A 25,774-nucleotide genomic window follows, 5' to 3' on the forward strand; every position below is an offset into this window, starting at 1 on the left:
TCTTTAAAGTACAAAAGAATTAATAAGGTTTTTTGAAGTTTTTTAATCTCAATTAATAGGAAACATTTGGCTAATCACTTCCTTATTCTTCTCGGCAGCTGTATTTTGAGAATCTTTTCCATACATTATATCCAAGCGGTCTTGGTATTTTATGGTGATTTTATGTCGAACCATTTTTAAGGTAGAATTGATCAGAAAGTTTGCTTCTGAAAATTCTTCCTTTATGATTTGAAAATTAGAGGGAATCCATTTGGATGGGAATTTTCCTTTAAATTCAGGTTGTTTACTAAATGCTAATAATTCCTTTTTCAATTTCTGAAGTAGCTGATCGGCATCAACCTTTTTATGAGTTTTAATAAACGACTGAACATGCATGTTATTTAATGTTATTAATGCCGTGGTATATTTTTTATGATCATTATAAATCATAATTTGTTCAATTAAAGGAGAAACATTAATAATAGCCTCTTCAATTTCTTCCGGAGAATATTTTTCACCATCTTCTGAGATCAACAATGCTTTCTCTCTACCTACCACGACTAAAAAGTTGTCTTTATCTATAAAGCCTAAATCGCCAGTAAAGAGCCAGCCCTCTTTTATAGTTTCTTTGGTGGCCTCTTCATTTTTATAATATCCCTTCATCACATTATCACCTTTAATACAGATTTCCCCTCGTTGTCCTTTGGGGAGTTCGACACCATTTTCGTCACAAATTTTACATAACATATTGTTTAAAATAATACCCGATGTTCCCATTTTATGGGCAAAAGGCGTATTTGTTGAAATGATTGGTGATGCCTCTGTTAGTCCATATCCTTGATACACAGGTATGCCAATCGCTTTATAGAATTGCTGTTGTTTAATGTCCAATAAAGCACCACCACCCACAAAAAATTCAATTTCGGACCCAAAAATTAACCGTAGTTTCTTAAATATTAATTTTTCTGCAATCATATAATTAAAGTGTGTTACCACCTGAGTCAATGCACCTGGTTTGGTAAAACCATCACCATTTCTGAGAATTCCAGCTTTTAAACCACGTCTAAAAATCCCTTCAATAAATGGTCCTTTTGATTTGATACCATCCTTTATCTTATTTATAAAATTTCCAGTCAAGGCCGGTACTGTCAATAAAAAATTAGGTTTGGCTTCCACTAAATTAATAGGTATGTTTTTCAATGCATTCATACCACCTCCACGAGCATCTACAAAATGAATAGAAATACCACAGACCAATGCTGTATACAAACCAATAGTATGGGCGAATGAATGATCTGTCGGTAAAATAATCAATGTAGATATTAACTCTCCAATTTTAAAAGTATTTACGGCTTCATTACTATTAGAAAAATAATTTAAATGAGTCAGCATAATCCCTTTTGGGTTGCCTGTTGTACCCGAAGTATAGGAGATTGTTACAACATTATCTTCTTGAGTGTTATTTTCATTTTCTTCAATTTTCTTTAAATTTACTTCTAATTTCGAAACCCCTAGCTCATACAAATCGTCGATAAAAAGAAGTTGTTTTTCATCAAAATTGGCAGCTTTACAAATTTCACTAATTTTAGCAGAAGGCTTATCTAGTACTATAATCTTCATATCTATATTTTCATATAAATTCCAAGATCCAATAACCTTTTCTAACGTATTTTCTGAGATTACAAAAAACTTAGCTCCAGAATGGTTAACGCGAAAAGGCACCTCTTCTGGTAATAATTTTATAGAGAGCGGGACAATAACGCTACTTGCATATAGGGTTGCAAATTCTGAAATTACCCAATCTATTTTGGCTTCAGATAAAATGGCGACTTTATCTTTAGCATTTACGCCCAATTCAATAAATGCAGAGGCTAACTTTAATGCCCTTTCTTTTGCCTCACCAAAAGTGATCCTATCCCAACCTGAATCGTTTTTTTGACTTAAATAATTATTATCTTTATAGGTAACAGATGCCTCGTTGAGCATCTTAAACACAGTTCGTTTTTGCATTTTATTAAATTCTAGAAATCAAAAATAAGCTATTTTTTTCGCCTTTTAAAAATACGAAAAATAATAGTGAATGGATTTTGATTGAAAATAAAGAAAAGAAGTATTAAATGAGATCAGCAAGTGTTTTGTGATCAAATATTTTCAGTGTACTGTCTCTTACCTCGAGCATAAGATGACGGACTTCACATGTTTCCTCATCAACACAGTCTGCACATTTTTCATAAAAATTAAGACTGACACATGGTGTTAGGGCTATGGGGCCTTCTAAAACACGGATAACATCAGACATTCTGATGTCTTCAGGATTTTTTAATAAGTAGTAACCACCACCTTTTCCCTTTTTTGAGCCTAAGAATCCGCTTTTACGCAAAGTCAATAAAATACTTTCTAAAAATTTTCTAGAGATATTCTCTTTTTCAGAAATGGTGGCAATCTGAACTGGTGTTCTGTCCTTTTCTCTTGCCAAATAGGAAAGAGCCTTAAGTCCGTATTTTGTTTTTTTCGAAAGCATTGTACTGCGAAAGTACTAAATTTTTTAACTACTTTTTAATGCTTGATCTAAATCTTGAATTATATCATTTACATTCTCTAATCCCACAGAAACTCTTACTAAACCGTCAGTAATTCCTGTTTCCAATCTATCATCTTTACTTAATTTACCGTGCGTTGTAGAGGCAGGATGCGTAACAATGGTTCTTGTATCACCTAAATTAGCAGAAAGCGAACAGATTTCTAAAGCATTTAAAAACTTTTTACCAGCTTCTACTCCTCCTTTAACTTCAAAAGCTACAATATTACCACCAGCTTTCATTTGTTTTTTAGCTATCGCATATTGTGGATGCGACTTTAAAAAAGGATACTTTACCAAGCTAACTTGAGCCTGACTTTCTAAAAATTCTGCAATTTTTAAAGCATTTTCACAATGCTTATCTACTCTAACTGCCAAGGTTTCTAAACTTTTTGATAACACCCAAGCGTTAAAGGGAGACAATGCTGGCCCTGTGTTCCTTGCAAATAAATAAATTTCTCTGATTAGATTAGCTCTACCCACGGTAACTCCCCCCATTACTCTACCCTGTCCGTCAATTAATTTAGTGGCAGAATGTATTACCAAATCAGCTCCGAATTTTATAGGATTCTGTAAATAAGGTGTAGCAAAACAATTATCAATTACAAGTAATATATTATGCTTTTTAGCAATACTACCCAACAGCTCTAAATCTAAAATATCAACTGCGGGATTGGTAGGACTCTCGGCATATAAAATTTTAGTATTCGGCGTAATTAAACTTTCAATTTTATCTAACTCATCAATTTTAAAATAACTCGTAGTGATATTCCATTTTGGTAAAAACTTTGTAAATAAACCATGAGTAGAACCAAAAACAGAACGTGCAGAAACAATATGATCTCCTGCATTTAATAACGATGCAAACGTTGAAAACACCGCTGACATACCTGTAGCAAAGGCAACACCTTGTTCCGCTCCTTCCATTTTACAAATTTTATCTACAAATTCTGAATTGTTTGGATTTGTAAAACGACTGTAAATATTACGTTCTTTTTCTTCAGCAAAAGAAGCCCGCATATCTTCAGCATCTTCAAACACAAAGCTAGACGTTAAATATATAGGATTAGAATGTTCTAAAAATTGTGAACGCTCAATTTGAGTTCTGATGGCTTCTGTTTCGAAGTTTTTTTGTTTAGACATGCATAATAATTTAGATTTGAAATGAACAGAGACAGTTATATTAGTTACTTGAACACCCCTAAAGTCCCCTCAAGGGGACAATTGTTAAATTTAAATTTTTTTTAGTAACAAAGATGTTTTACCCCAACTTCTCCGTCAACCTTAAAATATCACCAAAAACACCTCTTGCAGTAACTGCTGCTCCGGCACCTGCACCTTGAATAACAATAGGTTGATCTCCATAAGATTCCGTATAAATTTCAAAAATAGAATCACTACCTTTTACTTGACCTAATGGACTATCTTCTGGCACAGAATCTAGTTGCACATTTAATTTCGCACCATCATCTTTCGATAGATCACCAGACAAATCACCTACATATCTAAGTACATGATTTGGTTTTTGATCTTGTTTTACAGAAGTATAAACTTCATCTAATTCGGCAATTCTATTTAAAAATTCATCAGAAGAAACCGCTCTTAAATTCTCTGGAATCAAATTTTGAATCTGCACATCTTCCAATTCATTTTTTAAATCTAATTCACGTGCTAAAATCAATAATTTTCTAGCCACATCATTACCACATAAATCTTCCCTAGCATCTGGCTCTGTAAACCCGTTATCAATAGCTTCTTTTAAAATAACGCTAAACGGCCTATCCTCAACTGAAAAATGATTGAATAAATAGCTTAAAGATCCAGAAAAGACACCCCTAATTCTAGTTATATTTTCACCTGAAAGGTGTAATAATTGAATGGTGTCAATTAATGGTAAACCTGCACCAACATTGGTTTCGTATAAATAATTTTTTTGATTTTTTGACAACACCTCTCTGAGTTTCTCATAAAAATCTAATCCGATAGTATTTCCAATTTTATTTGAAGACACTAAGTCAAATCCGTTTTCAGCCAACTTGATGTAGTTAGCCACAAATTCTTTACTTGCTGTATTGTCAACCGCGATTAAATTTTCCAAATGATTTTGATTCGCAAAAGTGATGATATCATCTACAGTATAAAATATACCATCATTTACAATATCAGATTGCCAAGTTTCTGTAACTCCATTTCTATCAAGCAACACTTTCCTAGAATTACCAACACCAAAAATATTAAGTTTTATACCTTTTCGTTTTTCTATACCGTCTTTAGAATTTATAATTTGATTGATTAAAGTTCCACCAACCAAGCCATGTCCAAAAATGGCTATATTTATCTTTTTAGAAATGCCAAATATCTCACTGTGAATAACATTAAGAGCTTTGTGTAATTGCTCTTTTTTAACCACAATACTCACATTTTTTCCAGAAATAGTGTTGTTAAATAATAAAGGTACCACTTGATTTTTAACAAGAGAGTTAAAAGGTTTATGAAAAGAACTCAAATCAATTCCTATCAAAGAAATAACGGAAACCTGATCTATAACACTTATTTTATTTACATCTTGAGAATAGAAGTCACTTTCAAATTCACGCTCTAAAGCTACGACAGCTTGAGTAGCTTTTTCTGCATCTACTACTAAACCAATACCACGCTCCGAAGAACCTTGAGAGATAATACTTACACTAATATCATGATTGCCTAACGCCCTAAATATTCTTGCATCTACACCTACTTTACCTAATAAACCACGACCTTCAAAATTAATTAATGCGGTGTTTTCTAAGACAGAAAGCGATTTAATACCTTTAGAACTTGCCCTAGCTGTAATTAAAGTACCTTCATCTTCAGGTTTAAAGGTATTTAGTATTCTTAAATTTATATTTTTTTCAATTAACGGAATAATAGTTTTAGCATGTAAAATCGTAGCTCCAAAATTTGCTAACTCATTGGCTTCACTATAAGAAAGTTCCTTTATTTTTCTTGCATCAGCAACCATATCAGGATTTGCAGTGTAAATTCCATCTACATGCGTATAGTTCTGTAACTCTTCAGCATCTAAATAATTGGCTAATAAAGCAGCCGTATAATTACTACCATTTCTACCCAACGTAGTGGTTTCATTTTTTTTATTAGAAGCAATAAACCCAGTAACAATATTTACCGTTGTACCATTAAATTTTTTGAAGTGTTCTATTACATTCTCTTTAGAGATTTTACCAACTGGTTGTGCATTACCGAAGTTCTCGTCTGTTTTTATTAAGGTTCTAGCGTCAGTAATATTTGTATTAACACCCTGTTCTTGTAACACATTTGCAAGTAACTTTACTGAGAGCAATTCGCCCTGAGCTAACACTTGATCTTTTATTTTTTGACTGTAATCTCCTAATAATTGAACGCCATTAAAAAGTTTATCGAGTATGGCAAATTCATCAGTAAAATCAATGTTCTCATAAATATCTCGTTGATATTTTTTAAAAGCATCTAACGCTTCATGATAATCTTCATTTTTAACTGCTTTTGCAAGAATTGCCTCCAATTCATTAGTAGCATTGCCGCGAGCAGAAACTACCACAGCAATTTTATCACCTTGATCTACCTTTCCCTTAATAATGGAAACTACTTTGTTGATGCCCTCTCCATTAGCAAGAGATTTACCTCCAAATTTTAATATCTTCATTCTTTTTGTTTCAGATGAAGGTCTAAATACACCTTCAATAATTTTTTCTAATTGGTCAAATTCTATTAAAAAAGCATCGTGCCCGTGAACCGAATTAATTTCATTATACGTAACATTAGGATGCGTTAATGCCAATTTTAGTTGTGTTTCTCTATTTTCTTCTGCTGTGAAAAACATGTCAGAATCTACCCCTACTAAATGAATATTAGCAGAAATAGTATCTAAAATTTTATCAGTATTATCTTTAGAGGCATCAATGCTTTTAAGCAATTGATTCATTAATTTATATGCTGATAATTGAAAGCGTTCTTGTAACTTTTTACCGTGATGTAACAACCAACTTTCTACATTAAAAACATCTAACTCTTCATTTTTAGAACGATGAAAACGCTCCTTAAAAGATTCTGGAGTTCTATAACAGAGCATGGCATGCATTCTGGCATCATGCACAGGGCTGCTAGAATTTAATAAAAATTGTTCTTGAATTTGGCAATTGGCTATCAACCAATCAGTCGATTTCCAATCTGAAGCTACTGGAATTAAATTTTCAGTAATTTCAGGAGATAACACTGCCATTTCCCATGCAATTCCTCCTCCTAACGAACCTCCAACAATAGCAAAAAGCTTGTTTACTTTTAACTTTTTTAATCCCAACAAAAATAAACGTGCTATATCTCTAGCCACAAAATCTTTGTAATTTTCAATTACAAAACCATCATAACCATTACCTGGAATATTAAAAGCCAGCACAGTAAACTTTTTAGTATCAATGACCTTATCATCACCTACTAAATCTGTCCACCAGCCACCTTCACCAGCAACATTACTATTTCCTGTTAAAGCGTGGTTAATCAAAACAATTGGTGCCGAATGAAGTTCTTTACCAAAAACTTGATAACTCAACGGGATTTCTTCATAAGAAACCCCTGACTGAGTTACATAATTATGTATGCTGATTTTTGAAAGCATGTTTTATTCCTAGATTAAGCTAATACACTTTTATCAATTGCGGCAAAGGCCTCTTCTAAATCAGCTTTTAAATCTTCTATATCTTCTAAACCAACAGATAATCTAATCAAATCTTGACCTACACCCGCATCAGCTTGCTGTTCTGCAGTTAACTGCTGATGAGTTGTACTTGCTGGATGAATTATTAGCGATTTTGTATCACCAATATTTGCTAACAAAGAAAATATTTTGGTTGCATCAGTAACTTTTTTGGCCGATTCAAATCCACCTTTTACACCAAAAGTTACCAATCCGCTTTGACCTTTTGGTAAGTATTCTTTCGCTAATGCATTGTACTTATTACTTTCTAAACCGGGGTAATTAACCCAAACAACTTCGTCTCTTCCTTCTAACCAAGTGGCCAATTCAAGAGCATTAGCACTATGTTGTTTAATTCTAACTGGTAATGTTTCTAAACCTTGTATAATTTGAAAAGCATTAAATGGACTTAAAGCTCCACCAAAATCACGTAAACCTTCCAATATTAATTTAAAAGTAAATGCTGCAGCACCTAAAGCTTCGCTATACACTAAACCGTGGTAACCTGCACTTGGCTCTGTAAATTCTGGGAATTTACCATTAGTCCAATCAAAAGTTCCTGCATCAATTATTGCACCACCTAATGAAGTTCCTTGTCCGCCAATATATTTAGTAAGTGAATGAATTACAAGGTTGGCTCCATGTTCAATTGGGTTTAATAAGGCAGGAGTTGCTACGGTATTATCTACAATAAAAGGCACTTGAGCCGCCTTAGCTTCTTTTGATATTGCTTTTAAATCTAGCACATCTAATTTTGGATTACCCAAAGATTCTACAAAAAAGGCTCTTGTATTTTCCTTAACGGCTTTACCGAAACTTTCAGGATTAGATGCATCTACAAAAGTAGTTGTTATACCAAATCTTGGTAACGTAACATTCAAAAGGTTATAGGTTCCGCCATACAAACTGCTTGATGCAACGATATGATCTCCCGCTTTTAAAAGCGTTAAAAGACCTGTTGAAATCGCTGCTGATCCTGATGCGAAAACTACCGCTCCAATTCCACCTTCAACTGCAGCTAGTCTGCTTTGTAATATTTCATTTGTTGGATTATTTAATCGTGTATAAATAAAACCTAATTCCTTTAATGAAAATAAATTTGCGGCGTGGTCTGTATTATCAAAAACATACGATGATGTTTGATAAATAGGAACAGCTCTTGTTCCTCCATTTGTTTTTGTGTCGTGACCTGCATGTAATGCGTTGGTTGCTAATTTGAGTGAACTCATTTTTCTGAAATTTAATTATTAAATAAAATTGACTCGTTTTTCGAGCCAAATACTTTGTAATTGAACTTATAAGTATGGCGATAAGTCAAAATCTAGGCATAACCTGATGCCGCTTTTGTACTAAATCTTTATACTAGAAAAATGTTATTAAGAAATACATAAAAATTACTGAATGTAATTTTGTCTGTGTTATCTATCCTAAAGCTTAAAAACTTTTTTGGTAGAATTTAGCACCTTCTTTAAAGATTAAAGGGTTGCTAAGGCTTCAACGGGTCTATCCCTCTGCCTTTCTTGATAACAATTTCAATAAGTAATTGAACTTACATTGCAAATATTGCAAAACAATTCTAATATATCAAAGCTTTTTCTTTACTTTTTTTTAGAATCTACTATGAATAACGCAAAATATAAATTATTATTTTTTCTTCAATTGTCTTAATTCATACATCCTATTTAAGTTCTGCATGTCCAAAACTTACGGAAAAATCTACACACCAAATATCTACAATTTTATATTTAGTCAAATCTGTATTCGCCGGAATTGAATATGAATAATTACCAGAAACACCTTTTAAATCTCCCAAAGAAACAAAATCAGATGAGCCAACAGCAGTGGTAAGATACACTAATAACTTAGGTCCATTATCAGTTTTAAAATTGGTGAAATTTAATGTTTTAAGGTCAGGACTAACATCAGCTTTACCTGTTGTGGTATGGGCACCTGAAACAAAATCTCCAAGTATAACTTCTACTTCTTCCATCTCTTCTTGTTCAGCTTGCATTTCGCCATCAGACGATGAGCAATTCAAAAAAAACACCATTAAAAATGACAATATCAATACCTTTCGCATATTTATAGTTTTTCATTTTGTCGTAACAATTAAGAGAAGCTTACAGAAAAATAAAAATTACCAAAATTTTAATAGTACTTTATATGTTATGACTTTTATTTTTCTACCTTTGCCCCCGTATTTGAATAAATTGATTATTCAATTATAAAGAATAGAGGATTAATTTGACTGATTGCAACCTCTTTAAAAATGCTAAAGCAGTAATCCTACTCCTTTAGTCTGTTTTGCAATCTTTTTTTATTTAAAATCGTTACCATTTAAAATAACATTATGGCATATTTATTTACATCAGAAAGTGTTTCGGAAGGACACCCTGACAAAGTCGCAGATCAGATTAGCGACGCATTATTAGACAATTTTTTAGCCTTTGACCCTGAGTCTAAAGTAGCATGTGAAACCTTAGTAACAACTGGACAAGTTGTATTAGCAGGTGAGGTTAAAAGTAAGACCTATTTAGACGTTCAAGAAATTGCAAGAAAAGTGATCAATAAAATTGGTTATACCAAAGGTGAGTATCAGTTTTCTGGTGATTCTTGTGGTGTAATTTCGTTGATACACGAACAATCTCAAGATATTAATCAAGGTGTTGATAGAGCCACCAAAGAAGAGCAAGGTGCAGGTGACCAAGGTATGATGTTTGGTTATGCAACCAATGAAACTGAAAATTACATGCCATTGGCTTTAGATATTTCTCACAAAATATTACAAGTATTGGCTGAATTACGACGAGAAAATTATGAAATTTCATATTTAAGACCTGATGCTAAAAGTCAGGTTACTATTGAATATAGTGATGATAATAAACCTCAACGTATAGATGCCATTGTAGTTTCTACTCAGCATGACGATTTTGACAATAATGATGAAAACATGTTGGCAAAAATTAAAAGTGATATCATTTCTATATTAATACCTAGAGTTAAAGAATTATTCCCTGCTCATGTACAGGCATTATTTAATGATGATATTGCATATCATATAAACCCAACAGGTAAATTTGTAATTGGTGGGCCACATGGTGATACCGGGTTAACAGGAAGAAAAATTATTGTAGATACATACGGCGGAAAAGGAGCTCACGGTGGTGGTGCATTTTCAGGAAAAGATCCAAGTAAAGTAGATAGAAGTGCGGCGTATGCCTCTAGACATATTGCAAAAAATTTAGTAGCTGCAGGTGTTGCAAGCGAAGTACTTGTGCAAGTAAGTTATGCTATTGGAGTTGTGGAACCTACTTCAATATTTGTAGATACTTATGGGACCTCAACTTTAGGTTTGACAGATGGTGAAATTGCGAGAAAAGCTGCTTCAATTTTTGATATGCGACCTGCTGCTATAGAAGAGCGTTTAAAATTACGTAACCCAATATATTTAGAAACTGCTGCTTACGGACATATGGGTAAAGCCCCGCAAACAATTACAAAAGTATTTGAAAGCCCGTATTCAGGTAAAGTGGAAAAAGAAGTAGAATTATTTACTTGGGAAAAATTAGATTTTGTAGATAAAGTAAAGGAAGCTTTTAATATTTAAGCAAACCTATTTTAATATATAAAGCCTCATAGTCAATTGACCATGAGGCTTTTTTTTTTCAATCATATTGACTTTTTAAAAAATATAGGCGACCTTCGTTTACCAATAATTAAAAAAAATATAATGAAAATAATGAAATTGTTCCTAGTTTGCACAGTCTTTTGCCTCGTATCTTGTCAATATTCTCAGAAAAATAAACAAACGAATACTGAAACTAATGTTGTTAATGACATAACGACCATCAATTTAGATGCCGCCATTAAAAACTGTGTATCACAACTGGAAATAGCCGCCCCTAAACTTACCGATCTAACAAAGCATCCAAGACTTATAGAAACGAATCAAACCGAATGGGAAGAGGTGCCAAATCATAGACTAAAATGGACATCCGGGTTTTACCCTGGTATACTTTGGTACATGTACAATTTGACAAAAGATGAAAAATGGAAACAGGAAGCCATAAAAAGAACCGAAGTTTTTGAAGATTTTAAGACTATTACCGAACACCATGATATTGGTTTCATGATGTTTCCTGCCTATGGAAACGGCTTTGAACTAGGAGACAAAAAAGAATACAAAGAAATCTTGCTAACCTCAGCTGCTTCTTTAGCATCACGGTATAATCCTAATGTAGGTACCATAAAATCATGGTCTAACGAATTACATCCCAGATGGCAACAGCATATTACTATAATTGACAACATGTTAAATTTAGAGCTCTTATTTTGGGCAGCCAAAAATGGTGGAGATTCTAACTATAAAGATATTGCTATAAAACATGCCGAAACTACTATGGAAAATCATTTTAGAGATGATTTTACTTCTTGGCACGTGTTAGAGTATGATTCTATTTCAGGAAAGGTGTTAAATAGACATACCAAACAAGGCTATGCAGATGATAGTAGATGGTCAAGAGGCCAAGCATGGGGCATTTATGGTTATACTATGGTGTATAGAGAAACGGGTGATAAAAAATTCTTAGATTTTGCTCAAAAATTAACGGATGCGTATCTTAACTACTTACCAGTAGACTATATACCGCATTGGGATTTTGATGTACCAAATCTCGACAATGAAGAAAGGGATGCCTCAGCAGGTGCAATCGTAGCCTCTGCTCTATTAGAGCTAAGTACTTTTTTAGAGGACAAAAAAAGTAAAGAAAAATACTATAATGCTGCATTAAAAATGTTAGGCTCCTTAAGTTCAGATAAGTACTCTGCTGTTGGTAAAGCCGATTCATTCCTTTTGCATTCTACTGGAGCAAAATCTTTAGGTTGGGAAATTGATGTAGCCTTAATCTATGCTGATTACTATTATATTGAAGCATTGAATAGGTTGAAAAACATGAGAGACTAAAAAACGTTGAATAAAAACAAAAAAAACCTTCTCACAACGAGAAGGTTTTTCTTATAAATTAACAATTGTTAACTACTTATTTTTTTTCTTCAAGCATCCCTTTTCGTTCAGGAGATCTAGGTGTAGGCCATTCCATTTGCTTACCAGTTCTTTTACTTACTGGCAATACAATTTTATCTTTTGGTGTTGACTGTTCATCTTCACTTGCCATATACGTTAAAATGGCCGTTAAAATAGCATTGCTACGTACATCATCAAAAACAATTTTGTCATAGGTATCTCTGTTGGTATGCCATGTATAATTCCAATACGACCAGCTTAAAGAACTTAAACTAAAGGCAGGTGCACCAGCCGCTAAAAATGAAGCATAATCTGAACCACCTCTTCCAGGAGCACCAGGATAACTTGTTTCTATATGCTTACTAATATCATTAGGTACTGCGGCAAGCCATCGTCCTAAAAAGTCATATGAATGTAAAAATCCTTGTCCTGATAAATTCACTACTCTACCGGTACCATTATCTTGATTAAATACCGCCTGTATGTTTTTTACAATTTCTGGATGATCTTCTACAAAAGCTCTAGAACCATTTAAACCCTGTTCTTCACTACCCCAATGCCCTACGATAATAGTACGTTTTGGGTTTGGATAATATTTTTTTAGTAAACGCATAGCTTCCATCATCACCAATGTACCTGTACCATTATCCGTAGCCCCTGTACCTCCATCCCAAGAATCGAAATGTGCAGAAAGAACTACATATTCTTCTGGTTTTTCAGTTCCTTTAATTTCAGCAATGGTATTAAAAGTAGGTACCGCACCTAACTCTTTAGACTCTGCTACTATTTTTAATTCTGGCTTATTTCCATATGCTGCCAATCTATAAAGCATCCCATAATCTTCTAACTCAATATCAACCGTTGGAATCTTTTTTGTTCTTGCACTAAATATTTTATTTACACCAAAACCTTTAGACCAATTACAAGTTATAATACCTGCAGCACCAGCTGATTCTAAAGCTTCAATAATAGAACGGCTATTATAACCTGTATTTCTCATATTTTCTCGCCATGCTTTAGTTAAGGCATCACGGTCTTCTTTCATCTTTTTAAAAGACTCTTCTGTGGCAAATTCTTCCCAGTTATAATCAGGACGGCCTGTTGGTTGATTCATAGAAATCATCACAAATTTACCTTTAACACTAGGCAACCAGTTTTTAAATGCCAGTGAATCTTTAACTGTTGGCAATACAATTGCCTCTGCTGAAACTCCTTTTTTTGAAGTACTAGGGTTCCAAGCCAATTGCATACCACTTAAACTTTGAATACGTGGTGACACCATATCAATATGTGTAATACCACGTTCCCATCCTCTCCATTCTCCCCATTTTTCATTTTTTGCTGAGATACCCCATTTACCATATTGAGACACTGCCCAATCATTAGCTTGTTTCATTTGAGGTGTACCTACTAATCTTGGTCCGATAACATCTAGCATTTCATGGGCCAAACGTTCTAATTGAGAATTTTCATTGGCTTCTTTGACAATACCTTCAATTATAGGATTGGTTTCTTGAGCTATTAGAGTGACACTAAATAGCAATGCCACAATACAGGATAGTTTACTTAATTTCTTCATGTTTAAGGTGTTGTTTAGTTTATTATTTGAATGGTTGAATTTACAAATATTTTTTTATACAATAAAAAACCCCTCTTTTTCAAAGTATCACTATAGTTATAGTAACAATAAGAAAAGGAAGGGTTATAAAAAAAAGGGATTAAAGGTTATACACCAATCTCAAGGTAACATATCTCGGTTGAATAAAATATTCAGAAGAACTTACCGAAAAAGTATTCGCATTCGCTTGACTTTGAGAAGTTGCATCTAAAAGGTTTGTAGCTTTTAACTCATACTCCATTTTACTGTCTTTATCCTTTCTATACGCTAAAGAAGCATCCCAAAACTGATAGGTATTTAAAGTACTTTCTTCGTCTCTATAAAGATTATAACTAAAATTTGTTCGGAATGTTACTGTTTTAAAAAGTAAGGCATCAAAATCAATCGATGGTGAATGTGTATAATATTTAGTTCGGCTAGAACCTTGCTCATTATCGGCAATTCTTAAACTATAGCTTAAGTCAAAATTAGGTGCTTCTGTAAAGTTACTATTCACACCCAATCTATAGGTTTGTGAATAGTTTTCATTAATGAACTCATTTTGATTAAAAATTTGATTGTATTTACTATAGCTTAAACTACCACTTAAACTTGCTCTTAACTTACCAAAAGTACGTTGAAACCTACCGTTAAAACTCAAACTTTCATCAGAAAAATCTGAATTAAAAGGCTTACTAATATTTACCACACTACCTCTATTAAACGTAGCCGAATTACGTATTTGATTGATGTTTTTACTGTATGAAATACTACCATTAATATTAGTATAACTAAACATATTAAAATTGAAATAGTTTAATCTAAGATTATGTCTCAGTGAACTTTCCAAATCTGGAGTACCAACTGAAAAAGAGTTATAATCGCCCATAACTAATCCTTCAGCTATATTTGTTACATCGGTAAACTGCGTGGTCATTCTATAATCAAATGATATGTTTTCACTTTTCTTTAAATCGATTCTTGTATTAAAACTTGGTAAAAATCTAAAAAAATCATCTTTGTAAGAAGTGTTATACTGCAAACTCTTTGTACTATATGTGTGAGCAGATATACCCGGTGTAAAAGTAAAAATACCAACTTTTAATTTGTACTTTAAATCCAAATAAATATCAGAAAAAGTATAATCTACTTCATTACCAATTTCTAAGTCATTGATATTGGCTATAGGTTCTACAGAGTTTCCATTGTCTAAAAATTGGAAAATATCAGAATCAAATTTTTGATTACTATACACCGTACCCAACGTTAAATTGATATTACTTTTTTCATTTAATATGTACCAATAGTCAAGAGCAGCGTCGAATTGGTTTGATTTTACGCGTTTGTCTTGACTTAGATTGTAAGCATTTTGTAATGTATCTAATCCTATTTCATAGGCCGTTTTATTAAATGTAGTATCTGATAATATGGCATTATAAAAAGGATCTTCATCTTGCAATAAATGTTGTGCAGACAAGGAGAAAATATTATTATCATCATGCGTATAATAATAATTTAAGTTCTGTCTTAAACTGTATGGCGACGAACTATCAACTTCATTAACAATTCCACTTATATTAGAGTTTACAAGTTGGTCTTGTCTTTGTTTCGAAAGTCTACCAATAGCGTAATAGTTTAGTTCATTATTAGAGTTGGGTCTATATTTAATATTAAATTTACCCATACCTAAATCGCTTACTTGTTTGGTATTTGTTTCCGTATATAAATCTGGAGGAGTTTCAAGACCAGACTCAACATATTGTATCGATCTATTTTGTTGCATTTCCGTTTCATTATTAGAATAAATCAGAAACCCATTTAAATCTAATGCCTTATTAGGCGAATGGCTAATATTTATAGCACCAAATTTGGTCTGTATGTCTTTAGCCCTATTATTTTGTAATTGTAAAAAACCTAAATCATTACTCCCCAAGTCAATACTTGTACCACTATTTCTACTTGGAGCTCTAAAGCCACCTGTAAAATTTCTATAATCTCGACGTGTAAAAGCAACTTCACCTAAATTGTTTAAATCGCCAATAACATTAACACTCGTTTTTGGGCTATAATAAAATAGTTTTGGCTGAAATATATATTGACCGTCTTCATTTGCAATTCCTGCTCCAGCTTTAATATCTCCAAACCAAAAATTTCCTTTCCCTTCTTTCAGTTTGATATTAATTGCAATATTATCCTGATTATCTTGTACACCACTCAATTGCCCAACTTCCGCATAATTCTTTAAAATCTCTACTTTATCTACAGCATTTGACGGAATATTTTTAGTAGCTAATTTGGTATCTCCATCAAAAAAATCTTTTCCGTTAACCATTAATTTTGTTACTGTTTTGCCTTCTACCTGAATTTGCCCATCATCATTTATTTCTAAACCCGGCATTTTTTTTATCACATCTTCCAACTTACGCTCCGTTCCATTTTTAAATGAATCGGCATTATAAACCATAGTATCACCTTTTATGGTTATTGGCATTTCGTAAACCAAATTAATTTCATCAAGATTAGTATCTTCATTTAATGTGAAATTTCTGTCAATATCCGCATCTGTTGTGGTTAACATTAAATCAAACGTCCTATACCCAATAAAACTAACCTGTAGTTTATAGCTTGTATTTTCCTTTAAATTTAATTTATAGCGACCTATATCATTCGTAATCGCATATGAATCTAATGCATTTGTTACCTGATTAATAGCGACTACATTTGCCAACCCCAAAGGTTCACCAAGACTATCTTTCACAAAACCCTCTATTTTTAATTGGGCTGAAAGAGCTATGCTTGTTAGCATTAATATGGCAATAATAGTTTGTTTCATTAGTGTGATTTTAATTCTTAACAGAAGATTTATTTGTTATTTTATTCTTGAAATTATTCTTGGTTAAAATTTTAATTTCTTCCTCCACCACCTCCACGGTTTCTTCCTCCTCTAAAACGCTCTCTCATTTCTTCCATTTTTTCTTTGGCAAGTTTATCATACTCGTCTTGAGAAACTTTTTTACCCTTTGATGGTGTTTTAATAGTTTCTGAATTCTCACTACTAATTTCAATTTTTGTACATAAAATTGAAGTATTGCCTTCATGTATTTCTAATATTAAACCAGGCAATCCCCAAAATTTACCAGGACCTTGATTTACTGGAATTTGCATGGTATACCATGCCGTTACTTCTATCATTTTTGGTGCTTCAGGCTTATCATCATCTTTTGATGCCTGATCATTATTTCCACCTGGGCCACGAGGACCTCGAGGTGCAAAAGCAGCTGTTGACGCCTCTTTAATTGCAGTAGCTTTAAAAGCAGTATACTGACCAATTTGTTTTGTTTCACCACTCATTTTCCAATCCAATGCTTTTAGCTTATCATTAACTAAAAAGTTTTTACCCAGCAGTTCATTCTCTTGTAAAAACAAACTGTCTTTTATATTTTTATATTGAGGTCCATTTGCACCACCCATTATAGCCGCAAATCTTCCTCCTCTGCCACCATCTTGTCCAGGTGCAGCTAATTTCTCATCTTCTTTATACATGGACTCTGATTTGTTAAAAGCAAGCGTATAACTTTTTTCAAGAAATCCCTTCATTCTTTCTGCTATTTCCTTTTTTCTTTCTTCACTTTCTTGCCTTCCCCCAAAATCCATATCCATAGTAGTCTTACTTTGGTAATAGGCTTTACCCTGAAAGTCCTTTTGAGCTATAGATTTTGTTGAAAATAAAAAAGTAGCCGCTACAACAAGTATTGTGATTATTTTTGTCTTCATAATTATATATTTTAGTAATTATCTAATAATAAACCCATTAAAAAGTTTATACTTATTTTTATATTTAAAATTATTTACAATCTTAATTACAACACAAAACTATACATAAATAGTATGAACGTAGGTTAACTAATGTTAACTAGTGTTAACCGATTAGTTTTACACTATAATTGTCTTTAAATTTGATTAATGAAAATGTTTATCAAGCTATTAACTTTTTTATTGTTTCTCTTAAAAACATGCAAATAGCCATGTGTTTTGACATTGAATTAATTAGCCTGAAAACAAAAAAAAAAATTGACTAATGAATGAAAAAAACTACAAATGGGTAGTCGGCTTTATTATCTTGACAATTCTTACTACAATTGGAGTACAATTGTTTTGGAATTTTAAAGAATATCAGGGTAATAAAAAACATCTTATTGGTAAAGTACAACGGAGTTTAGACAATTCTGTAGAAGCTTATTTTGCCAATATTACAAGGACCGGTATTATTAAATATAATGTAAACCTTGAAGAAAGAACAGACACTATTAACAGCCCTTCAAAAAATGAGTTAAGAACTAAAATAGATAGCACTTTAAAAAACATTTCTAAATTAGAAAATGAAAAACCCATTTTAATAAAAGATTATAGAAACAGTAATTATCCATTTTATACTACCGACAAAATTTTACCACAGAATATTGATAGTTTAATTTCAAAAGTTTTTATTTCTATTTCTAGAGATAGTATGGATCTGAAAAAATTAGACAGCTACCTTTCAGAGGAACTTCAGCGACATCATCTGAATTTAAAATATGCCTTAATTTATGACTATTCAAAACGTGATTCTCAAGACAGTATTATTACAGCCTCGAGGAATTTATACCTAGAAAATTTTCCAAAAAATCACTTAACAACAACTTCTAAATCCACTTTTTTACCCAGAAGAGGAAAACTTAAAGTGTTATTTACAAATGAAGTTGCTATTTTATTAAAAAAATCATTAGCAAGTATACTATTATCATTGTTATTATCTGCGGCTATAGTATCAAGTTTAATCTTTTTATTAAAAACAATATACAAACAAAAGCAATTGGCAGAAGTTAAAAATGACCTCATCAATAATATTACCCATGAATTTAAAACACCAATTGCCACTATTGGTGTAGCATTAGAAAGCTTAACTAGTTTTAATGCTATTGAAGATAAAGAAAAGACAAAGACATATATTAACATGTCTACAGACCAATTGTCTAAACTAAATATAATGGTTGAAAAATTATTGGAAACCGCCTCTTTAGATAGTGATAATCTTAATTTAAATTTTGACGAAATAAAAAGCACTGCATTAATTCAAAGTATAATTACGAAACACAACTTTCAATTAAAAAACAAGACTATTGAATTTAAAAATAGTAATATAGATATACTCATTAAAGCAGATGAATTCCATTTTGAAAATGTAATTAACAACATTATTGATAATGCTATTAAATACGGTGGAGATAAAATTATCATTGAAACCAAACAAGTAAAAAACAAATTTGAACTTTCAATTTCTGACACTGGAAATTCGCTATCAAAAGCGAATAAAACTAAAATTTTTGAACAATTTTATAGAGTCCCAAAAGGAAATACACATGATGTAAAAGGGTTTGGAATTGGACTATATTATGCCAAAAAAATAATTGAAAAACATAAAGGAACTATTGATGTTCACTTAAGTAATAATTTAACCACATTTAAAATAACACTACCAAATGAGTGAAAAGGTGACCATATTATTAGCGGAAGATGAACCTGCACTAGGGCAAATAATAAGAGACAGTTTAGAAACAAGAAATTTTAAGGTCTTATTATGCGAAGATGGCGAAATTGCATTAAAGAAATACAAAGAGAATGACCCCAAACTCTTAGTTTTAGATGTAATGATGCCTAAAAAAGATGGTTTTACATTGGCAAAAGAAATTAGAAAAGAGAACAATGAAATTCCAATTATATTTCTAACTGCGAAGTCACAAACAAAAGATGTTGTAGAAGGCTTTACTATTGGCGGTAATGACTATGTAAAAAAGCCCTTCTCTATTGAAGAATTAATAGTTAGAATTAATAGCTTATTACAAAGAACAAATTTACAAAAAACTGCAGAAATAATAAATTTAGGTCTCTATACATTCGATTTTAGAAGACAAATATTACAGTTTAAAACAGAAAAAGAACTGCAACTTACGCATAGGGAAGCACATTTATTATTTAATTTATATAAAAATAAAAATGAAGTATTGGACCGTTCAATTATCCTTAAAAAACTTTGGGGTACTGATGATATTTTTAGCTCAAGAAGTATGGATGTTTTTATTACTAAACTTCGAAAAAAACTAAAACAAGACCCTGCCATTCAAATATTGAACGTAAGAGGTTACGGGTATAAATTAGTTTGTTAAAAGACAATTTGTTTTTATTTTAATATACTTTTGCTTTAGGTCTTTATTAAATTATTAATAAATTCGACGTCAATTTTAAGCCTCAGAAATTTAAATAATGAAATTTACTTATACCTCTATTTTAATTGCATTTTTACTTGGCAGCTGTATCGAAAAATCAGAAACAAACATAATCAATGTTAAGGACCACGGAATTACTCCAAACACAAAGCAAAGTATTACTTCGAAAATTAACAAACTCATAGATAATTTGCCCGATGAAACTGTTACGATCATTTTTCCGAAAGGACGGTATGATTTTTATCCTGATACTAGTTATTTCCGAACTTATTTTGAAACCAATACTTATGACATTAACCCAAAAAGATTGGCAATTTTACTAGAGAAAAAAAAGAACATTACAATTGATGCCCAGGGTTCAGATTTTATCTACCATGGACATATTCAGCCCTTCACCTTAGATAATTCTGAAAATATCAACATAAAAAATCTAAATATAGATTGGGACAAACCACTAACTGCTGAATCAGAGGTAATCGAAGCTGATTCGACGCACATTCTAATTAAAATTGACACCGCTCAATTTCCATATAGCGTTCATGACAAAGGGATCACGTTTGCTGCTGATGATTGGAAAGCCGAATGGAAACTAACCGGAGGATCTTGGCTAATTGAAATTGATAAAAACCACATTATTCCACCATTTACTGGAGATCATGGTACTGTTAATGGAGATTTAGAAAACGTTATTTATAAAGAAATTAAACCAGGGTTCGTGCTAATGACTGCTAGTTTTACCAAAACACCAACTGTAGGCAACTATCTGATTATGAGACATAGCACTAGAGATCATGCAGGTATGTTTTTATTTCATAGCAAAGACATTAAACTTGAAAATATAAATGTTTATCATACCTCGGGTTTAGGAATTCTTTCTCAATATTGTGAAAACATTGAAATGCAGAAAGTAAATATGGTTCCTAACCCTAATAAAAATAGATTTCTAAGTGGTCATGATGACGGTTTACATTTTATGGGATGTAAAGGTGAGATAATTATAAATGATTGCGATGCTCAAGGGCTTATGGATGACCCCATAAATATTCACGGAACCTATGTACCGGTTGTCAAACGAATAAACGACACTGTCTTAGAATGTAGTTATGCACACGACATGAGTCTTGGACTTATTTGGGCAAAAAAGGGAGACTCTATTGGGTATATCGACAAAAAAACAATGAAAACAGTTGGAATTGGAATAGTTAACCGCTTTTCTCAAACTGATAGTAAACGTTTTTCATTGGCATTTGACAATAAACTTCCCGAATTTTTATCTGACGACTATTCTCTTGAAAATTTAAGTTGGACCCCTAACGCAACCATAACTAATTGTTATGTGGGTAGTAATAGAGCAAGAGGCTATTTAATCTCTACTCCTGGTAAAGTACGTATTGAAAATAATATTTTTGAGACTAGTGGTTCAGCAATATTAATTGCAGGTGATGCTAACTATTGGTATGAAAGTGGTTCAGTAAAAAACATTACAATTAAAAATAATGAATTTAAAGCCGCATCGAATTCATCAGCCTATCAATTCTGCAATGCCATAATAAGTATATATCCAGAAATTCCATCTTCCGATTCTTTGAATCCTTATCACAAGAATATTACAATAGAAAACAACAGCTTCAACCCTTCAGACTACCCAATCGTATATGCAAGATCTGTAGATGGGTTGTATTTTAAAAACAATACAATTACCCGAAGTTATGATTTTAAACCTTGGCATTCTCAAAAACATAATTTTCTTTTCGACGCCTGTAAAAATGTGGAAATTAGTGGAAATAAAATTGGAGACAATGTATTAGGAAAAAATATTCTTCTAAAATATATGTCAACCAATCAACTCAACTTAACCAATATTGAATTAAAAATTGATACTGAAAATAAAAAATAAGTTAGCGGATTTTATCCTAACTGAACTACTATAAATTCACATTAAAAGAAGATAATGATTTAAGAAAATAACATAAACACTTATTCAACTTCCTCATTGAGAAATAATACCTTTGCAGCATAAAATTTCAAGAAAAAAAAAAGAATGAATTTAACGATTGAAAACATACTTTTAATAGGTTCCTTATTACTTCTTGTAAGCATTTTTGCAGGTAAAACTTCTTATAAATTTGGTGTTCCAACTTTACTACTCTTCTTGGCTATAGGAATGCTAGCGGGTTCAGATGGTATTGGAGGTATCCGATTTGACGATCCTAAGCTAGCTCAATTCATTGGTATTGTTTCTCTTAATTTTATCTTGTTCTCAGGTGGACTTGATACCAATTGGACAACAGTTAAACCGATTCTTTGGGAAGGGGTTGCCTTATCTACATTAGGCGTTTTATTGACAGCAACTTCTCTTGGCACTTTTGTTTGGCTAGTTACTGACTTTACCATTTATGAAAGTCTATTATTAGGTTCAATTGTATCTTCAACAGACGCGGCTGCCGTATTTTCGATTCTTCGCTCAAAAAGTCTAGCCTTAAAAACCAATCTAAGACCCACATTAGAGATGGAAAGCGGAAGTAACGACCCCATGGCATATGTATTAACTATTGCATTTTTAACCTTGGTAATTAATCAAGACCAAAGTTTTCTATCTATAATTCCCATGTTTTTGCAACAAATGATTTTGGGTGGTATTTTAGGTTTTGCCTTTGGAGTACTTAGTAAGTATATCATTAACAAAATTAAACTTGACTTTGAAGGACTTTACCCTGTTTTAGTTATCGCCCTAATGTTCATCACCTTTTCTGCCACCAATTTTGTAGGGGGTAATGGTTTTCTTGCGATTTACATTTGTGCAGTGTATCTAGGTAATCAAGACCTAATCCACAAAAAAACCATTTTTAAAATGTTTGATGGTTTAGCTTGGCTCATGCAAATTGTGCTGTTTCTCACTTTAGGGTTACTCGTTTTTCCTTCTGAAATAATTCCATATATGGGTATTGGACTACTCATTTCAGTCTTTTTGATCGTTATTGCTCGACCTATAGGTGTATTTATTAGCCTTATGTTTTTTAAAATGAAATTGAGAAGAAGGTTTTATATTTCTTGGGTTGGACTGCGTGGTGCAGTTCCAATTGTATTTGCTACCTATCCTTTATTGGCAGGAATAGACAAAGCAAACATGATTTTTAATATTGTTTTTTTCATTTCAGTCACATCCATTTTAATTCAAGGAACTACACTTTCTATTGTTGCAAAATGGTTAAATGTAGGACTACCAGAAGAAGCAAAAAAATTGACTCCCTCTGATTTACTTTTAGCAGAAAACCCTAAAGCTGAAATGAAAGAATTCTTAATAACCTCAGACTGCTATGCAGTAAACATGAAAATTGTTGAATTAGGCTTTCCTAAAAATGCGATAATTGCGATGATTAAAAGGGGAGATAGCTATATCATACCACATGGTAAAACAAAAATTGAAGCACAAGACACACTAATTGTTCTTGCTGATAGACCTGTCATTTTTGAAGATGTACACAAAACACTTAGTACTCAGAAAACGTAATGGATTAAAATTTTCAATTTATAGTATTAGCGTTTTTGGTTTATAATCTAGTTACTAACTTATAGAATATAGTTTGATTGTTACTATATTTTCTTCTAATTTCGCTATTATTCTAAGCGATTAATCAATCAATGAAAAAAGAATTTACACCCAAACTATTCTCTCTTTTAAAACAAGGGATATCTAAGAAAACACTTACAAAAGACCTCCTTTCAGGAATAATCGTCGGCATAGTTGCACTGCCATTAGCAATTGCTTTTGCAATTGCTTCTGGTGTTTCTCCAGAGAAAGGAATCATAACTGCTATTATTGCAGGAATCATCATCTCTACGTTTGGTGGTAGCAGGGTTCAAATTGGAGGTCCCACTGGTGCTTTTATTGTCATTGTTTACGGTATTATTCAATCTTACGGAATAGATGGGTTAATCATAGCCACATTTTTAGCAGGATTTTTAATGATAGGAATGGGACTTTTACGTCTGGGTAATTTACTGAAATTTATTCCTTATTCTTTAATAGTAGGTTTTACAAGTGGTATTGCACTGATAATTTTTTCATCACAAATTAATGATTTTTTCGGGCTGCATATCTCAAAAGTACCTGCTGATTTTATAGATAAATGGATGGTGTATTTTGAGAATTTTGATAACATAAATTGGTATGCCATTGCTATTGCAGTGTCCACAATTTTAATAACTATCTATTTTCAGAAATTAGTAAAAAAAATACCAGGATCAATCATTGCTATTGTATTATCCACCATTATAGTAAAAGTATTTGATATTCCTGTAGACACAATAGAAAGTAATTTTGGAGAAATTCCCAACCATTTTAGTTTACCCCACATACCAAATGTAAACTTCGATACTATACAAGCATTAATACAACCTGCCTTCGCAATAGCCATTTTAGGAAGTATTGAGTCCCTGCTTTCGGCAGTTGTCTCAGACTCAATGATTGGTGGTAAACATCGTTCAAACATGGAGCTAATTGCTATGGGTGGAGCCAATATCGTATCTGCATTATTTGGTGGAATACCAGCAACAGGTGCTATTGCAAGAACAGCCACTAATGTTAAAAATGGTGGTCGTACGCCATTAGCTGGTATTTTCCACAGTTTAGTTCTATTAGCAATAATGCTATTATTTGCACCTTATGCAAAATTAATACCCCTTCCTTGCCTTGCCGGAATATTGGTAGTTATTGCATATCACATGAGTGAAATTGGACAATTTAAATCCATTTTAAAAGGGAATAGAATGGACATTATTATTTTACTAACCACTTTCTTTTTAACTGTAATTTTCGATTTAGTAATTGCCATAGAAATTGGAATGGTGCTAGCCAGTTTTATGTTTATGAAAAGAATGAGTGAATCTGTTCATGTTGAAAATATAACCACTAAAACAACAGATGAAGAAAATCTTTTTGATGAAGAATTGATTGATATACCCAAAGATGTATTACTCTATGAAATAAATGGACCACTGTTTTTTGGGGCCGCTCGTCAATTTCAAGAAACAGTTACAAATACGCATTTACGACCCAAAGTTATTATTATAAGAATGCGTTATGTTCCACTTATTGATGCTACTGGTTATCAGAGCGTCAAAGAAATTGTTAAAATCTTTAAAGAAAGAGGCATAAAAGTAATTATTTCAGGTGTAAATGAAAATTTAAAAAAGGATTTTAAAAATAATGATATGTTTTCAATTTTAAAAAAAGAGTTTGTTGTCAAAGACATTACAACAGCAATTAAATTAGCTAACGAAATTTAAAATAGACTTAACAAGTATAAATTAAGCCGTTTTAGATTTACTTTATAGACATAGTAACAAACCTTTTCATCTATACATACCCTTCGTATAATCTCTGCTATAGAATTATAAGAACATATCATTACACTATAATATCATGATGTCTTTTTCTTTCATAAAACTCAATAAATCTTATAAAACTAAAACTAAATGTAAGAGGTTTTGGCTTTAAATTGGCATATTATGATAACTGTTCTCCTGCTAACAACTACCTATTATTTTTAACAAATCATCCAAAAGACCATATTTTACAGTCATTTTACATAATTTAAAAATA

General features: G+C 32.2%; 16 protein-coding genes and 1 riboswitch. Of the genes, 7 read left to right on the top strand and 9 right to left on the bottom strand.

Annotation, left to right across the window (positions count from 1 at the left end; translation table 11 throughout):
- Window positions 1-48 precede the first annotated feature (48 nt).
- The 6 genes from D3P13_RS02315 to D3P13_RS02340 all read right to left on the bottom strand — a co-directional run bounded on the left by D3P13_RS02315 (window position 49) and on the right by D3P13_RS02340 (window position 9,366).
- Window positions 49-1,989, bottom strand: a complete 1,941-nt coding sequence (locus D3P13_RS02315; protein ID WP_117879681.1) for an AMP-dependent synthetase/ligase — start codon at window positions 1,987-1,989, stop codon at window positions 49-51.
- Window positions 1,990-2,092: 103 nt separating this feature from the next.
- The gene (locus tag D3P13_RS02320) at window positions 2,093-2,500 is read right to left on the bottom strand and encodes an RrF2 family transcriptional regulator (protein ID WP_117879682.1); all 408 of its coding nucleotides are present in this window, start codon (window positions 2,498-2,500) and stop codon (window positions 2,093-2,095) included.
- Window positions 2,501-2,524: 24 nt separating this feature from the next.
- Window positions 2,525-3,700 (bottom strand): O-succinylhomoserine sulfhydrylase, encoded by a 1,176-nt coding sequence (locus D3P13_RS02325; RefSeq protein WP_117879683.1) that lies wholly within the window; start codon window positions 3,698-3,700, stop codon window positions 2,525-2,527.
- A 118-nt stretch (window positions 3,701-3,818) separates the two neighbouring features.
- The gene (gene thrA / locus D3P13_RS02330) at window positions 3,819-7,208 is read right to left on the bottom strand and encodes a bifunctional aspartate kinase/homoserine dehydrogenase I (RefSeq protein ID WP_117879684.1); all 3,390 of its coding nucleotides are present in this window, start codon (window positions 7,206-7,208) and stop codon (window positions 3,819-3,821) included.
- A 14-nt stretch (window positions 7,209-7,222) separates the two neighbouring features.
- Window positions 7,223-8,515: an O-acetylhomoserine aminocarboxypropyltransferase/cysteine synthase family protein gene (locus D3P13_RS02335; protein ID WP_117879685.1), complete on the bottom strand. Its 1,293-nt coding sequence runs from the start codon at window positions 8,513-8,515 to the stop codon at window positions 7,223-7,225.
- A gap of 186 nt (window positions 8,516-8,701) precedes the next feature.
- Window positions 8,702-8,816, bottom strand: a riboswitch (SAM riboswitch).
- 148 nt (window positions 8,817-8,964) lie between these two features.
- Entirely contained in the window at window positions 8,965-9,366 is a 402-nt protein-coding gene (locus tag D3P13_RS02340; protein WP_117879686.1) for a DM13 domain-containing protein, read from the bottom strand.
- Between the two features lie 270 nt (window positions 9,367-9,636).
- Between D3P13_RS02340 and metK the strand changes: the two genes are divergently transcribed.
- Both metK and D3P13_RS02350 read left to right on the top strand, forming a co-directional pair.
- Window positions 9,637-10,893 carry a methionine adenosyltransferase gene (metK, locus tag D3P13_RS02345; protein ID WP_117879687.1) on the top strand — a complete coding sequence of 419 codons (1,257 nt, stop codon included), beginning with the start codon at window positions 9,637-9,639 and terminating at the stop codon, window positions 10,891-10,893.
- A 123-nt stretch (window positions 10,894-11,016) separates the two neighbouring features.
- Complete coding sequence (locus D3P13_RS02350; RefSeq protein ID WP_117880232.1) at window positions 11,017-12,249, top strand: glycoside hydrolase family protein; 1,233 nt, start codon at window positions 11,017-11,019, stop codon at window positions 12,247-12,249.
- Window positions 12,250-12,325: 76 nt separating this feature from the next.
- Here D3P13_RS02350 and D3P13_RS02355 read toward each other — a convergent pair whose 3' ends face one another.
- The 3 genes from D3P13_RS02355 to D3P13_RS02365 all read right to left on the bottom strand — a co-directional run bounded on the left by D3P13_RS02355 (window position 12,326) and on the right by D3P13_RS02365 (window position 17,680).
- Window positions 12,326-13,888, bottom strand: a complete 1,563-nt coding sequence (locus tag D3P13_RS02355; protein ID WP_117879688.1) for a M20/M25/M40 family metallo-hydrolase — start codon at window positions 13,886-13,888, stop codon at window positions 12,326-12,328.
- A gap of 139 nt (window positions 13,889-14,027) precedes the next feature.
- Window positions 14,028-16,739, bottom strand: coding sequence for a TonB-dependent receptor (locus D3P13_RS02360; protein WP_117879689.1), 2,712 nt, complete (start codon window positions 16,737-16,739; stop codon window positions 14,028-14,030).
- Between the two features lie 71 nt (window positions 16,740-16,810).
- Complete coding sequence (locus D3P13_RS02365; protein WP_117879690.1) at window positions 16,811-17,680, bottom strand: GLPGLI family protein; 870 nt, start codon at window positions 17,678-17,680, stop codon at window positions 16,811-16,813.
- Between the two features lie 304 nt (window positions 17,681-17,984).
- Here D3P13_RS02365 and D3P13_RS02370 point away from each other — a divergent pair, with 304 nt between their 5' ends.
- The 5 genes from D3P13_RS02370 (at window position 17,985) to D3P13_RS02390 (ending at window position 25,458) form a co-directional block, all read left to right on the top strand.
- Window positions 17,985-19,433: a sensor histidine kinase gene (locus D3P13_RS02370; protein ID WP_117879691.1), complete on the top strand. Its 1,449-nt coding sequence runs from the start codon at window positions 17,985-17,987 to the stop codon at window positions 19,431-19,433.
- On the top strand, window positions 19,426-20,109 hold the full coding sequence (locus tag D3P13_RS02375; RefSeq protein WP_117879692.1) for a response regulator transcription factor: 684 nt from the start codon (window positions 19,426-19,428) through the stop codon (window positions 20,107-20,109). The genes D3P13_RS02370 and D3P13_RS02375 overlap by 8 nt, the downstream gene beginning before the upstream one ends.
- Before the next feature lie 97 nt (window positions 20,110-20,206).
- Entirely contained in the window at window positions 20,207-22,066 is a 1,860-nt protein-coding gene (locus tag D3P13_RS02380) for an alpha-1,3-galactosidase-related protein (protein WP_117879693.1), read from the top strand.
- 144 nt (window positions 22,067-22,210) lie between these two features.
- Entirely contained in the window at window positions 22,211-23,680 is a 1,470-nt protein-coding gene (locus D3P13_RS02385) for a potassium/proton antiporter (protein ID WP_117879694.1), read from the top strand.
- Window positions 23,681-23,811: 131 nt separating this feature from the next.
- Window positions 23,812-25,458, top strand: a complete 1,647-nt coding sequence (locus D3P13_RS02390) for a SulP family inorganic anion transporter (RefSeq protein ID WP_117879695.1) — start codon at window positions 23,812-23,814, stop codon at window positions 25,456-25,458.
- Window positions 25,459-25,774 lie beyond the last annotated feature (316 nt).

The sequence above is a fragment of the Aureibaculum luteum genome, assembly GCF_003449015.1.
GTDB classification, from domain to species: domain Bacteria; phylum Bacteroidota; class Bacteroidia; order Flavobacteriales; family Flavobacteriaceae; genus Aureibaculum; species Aureibaculum luteum.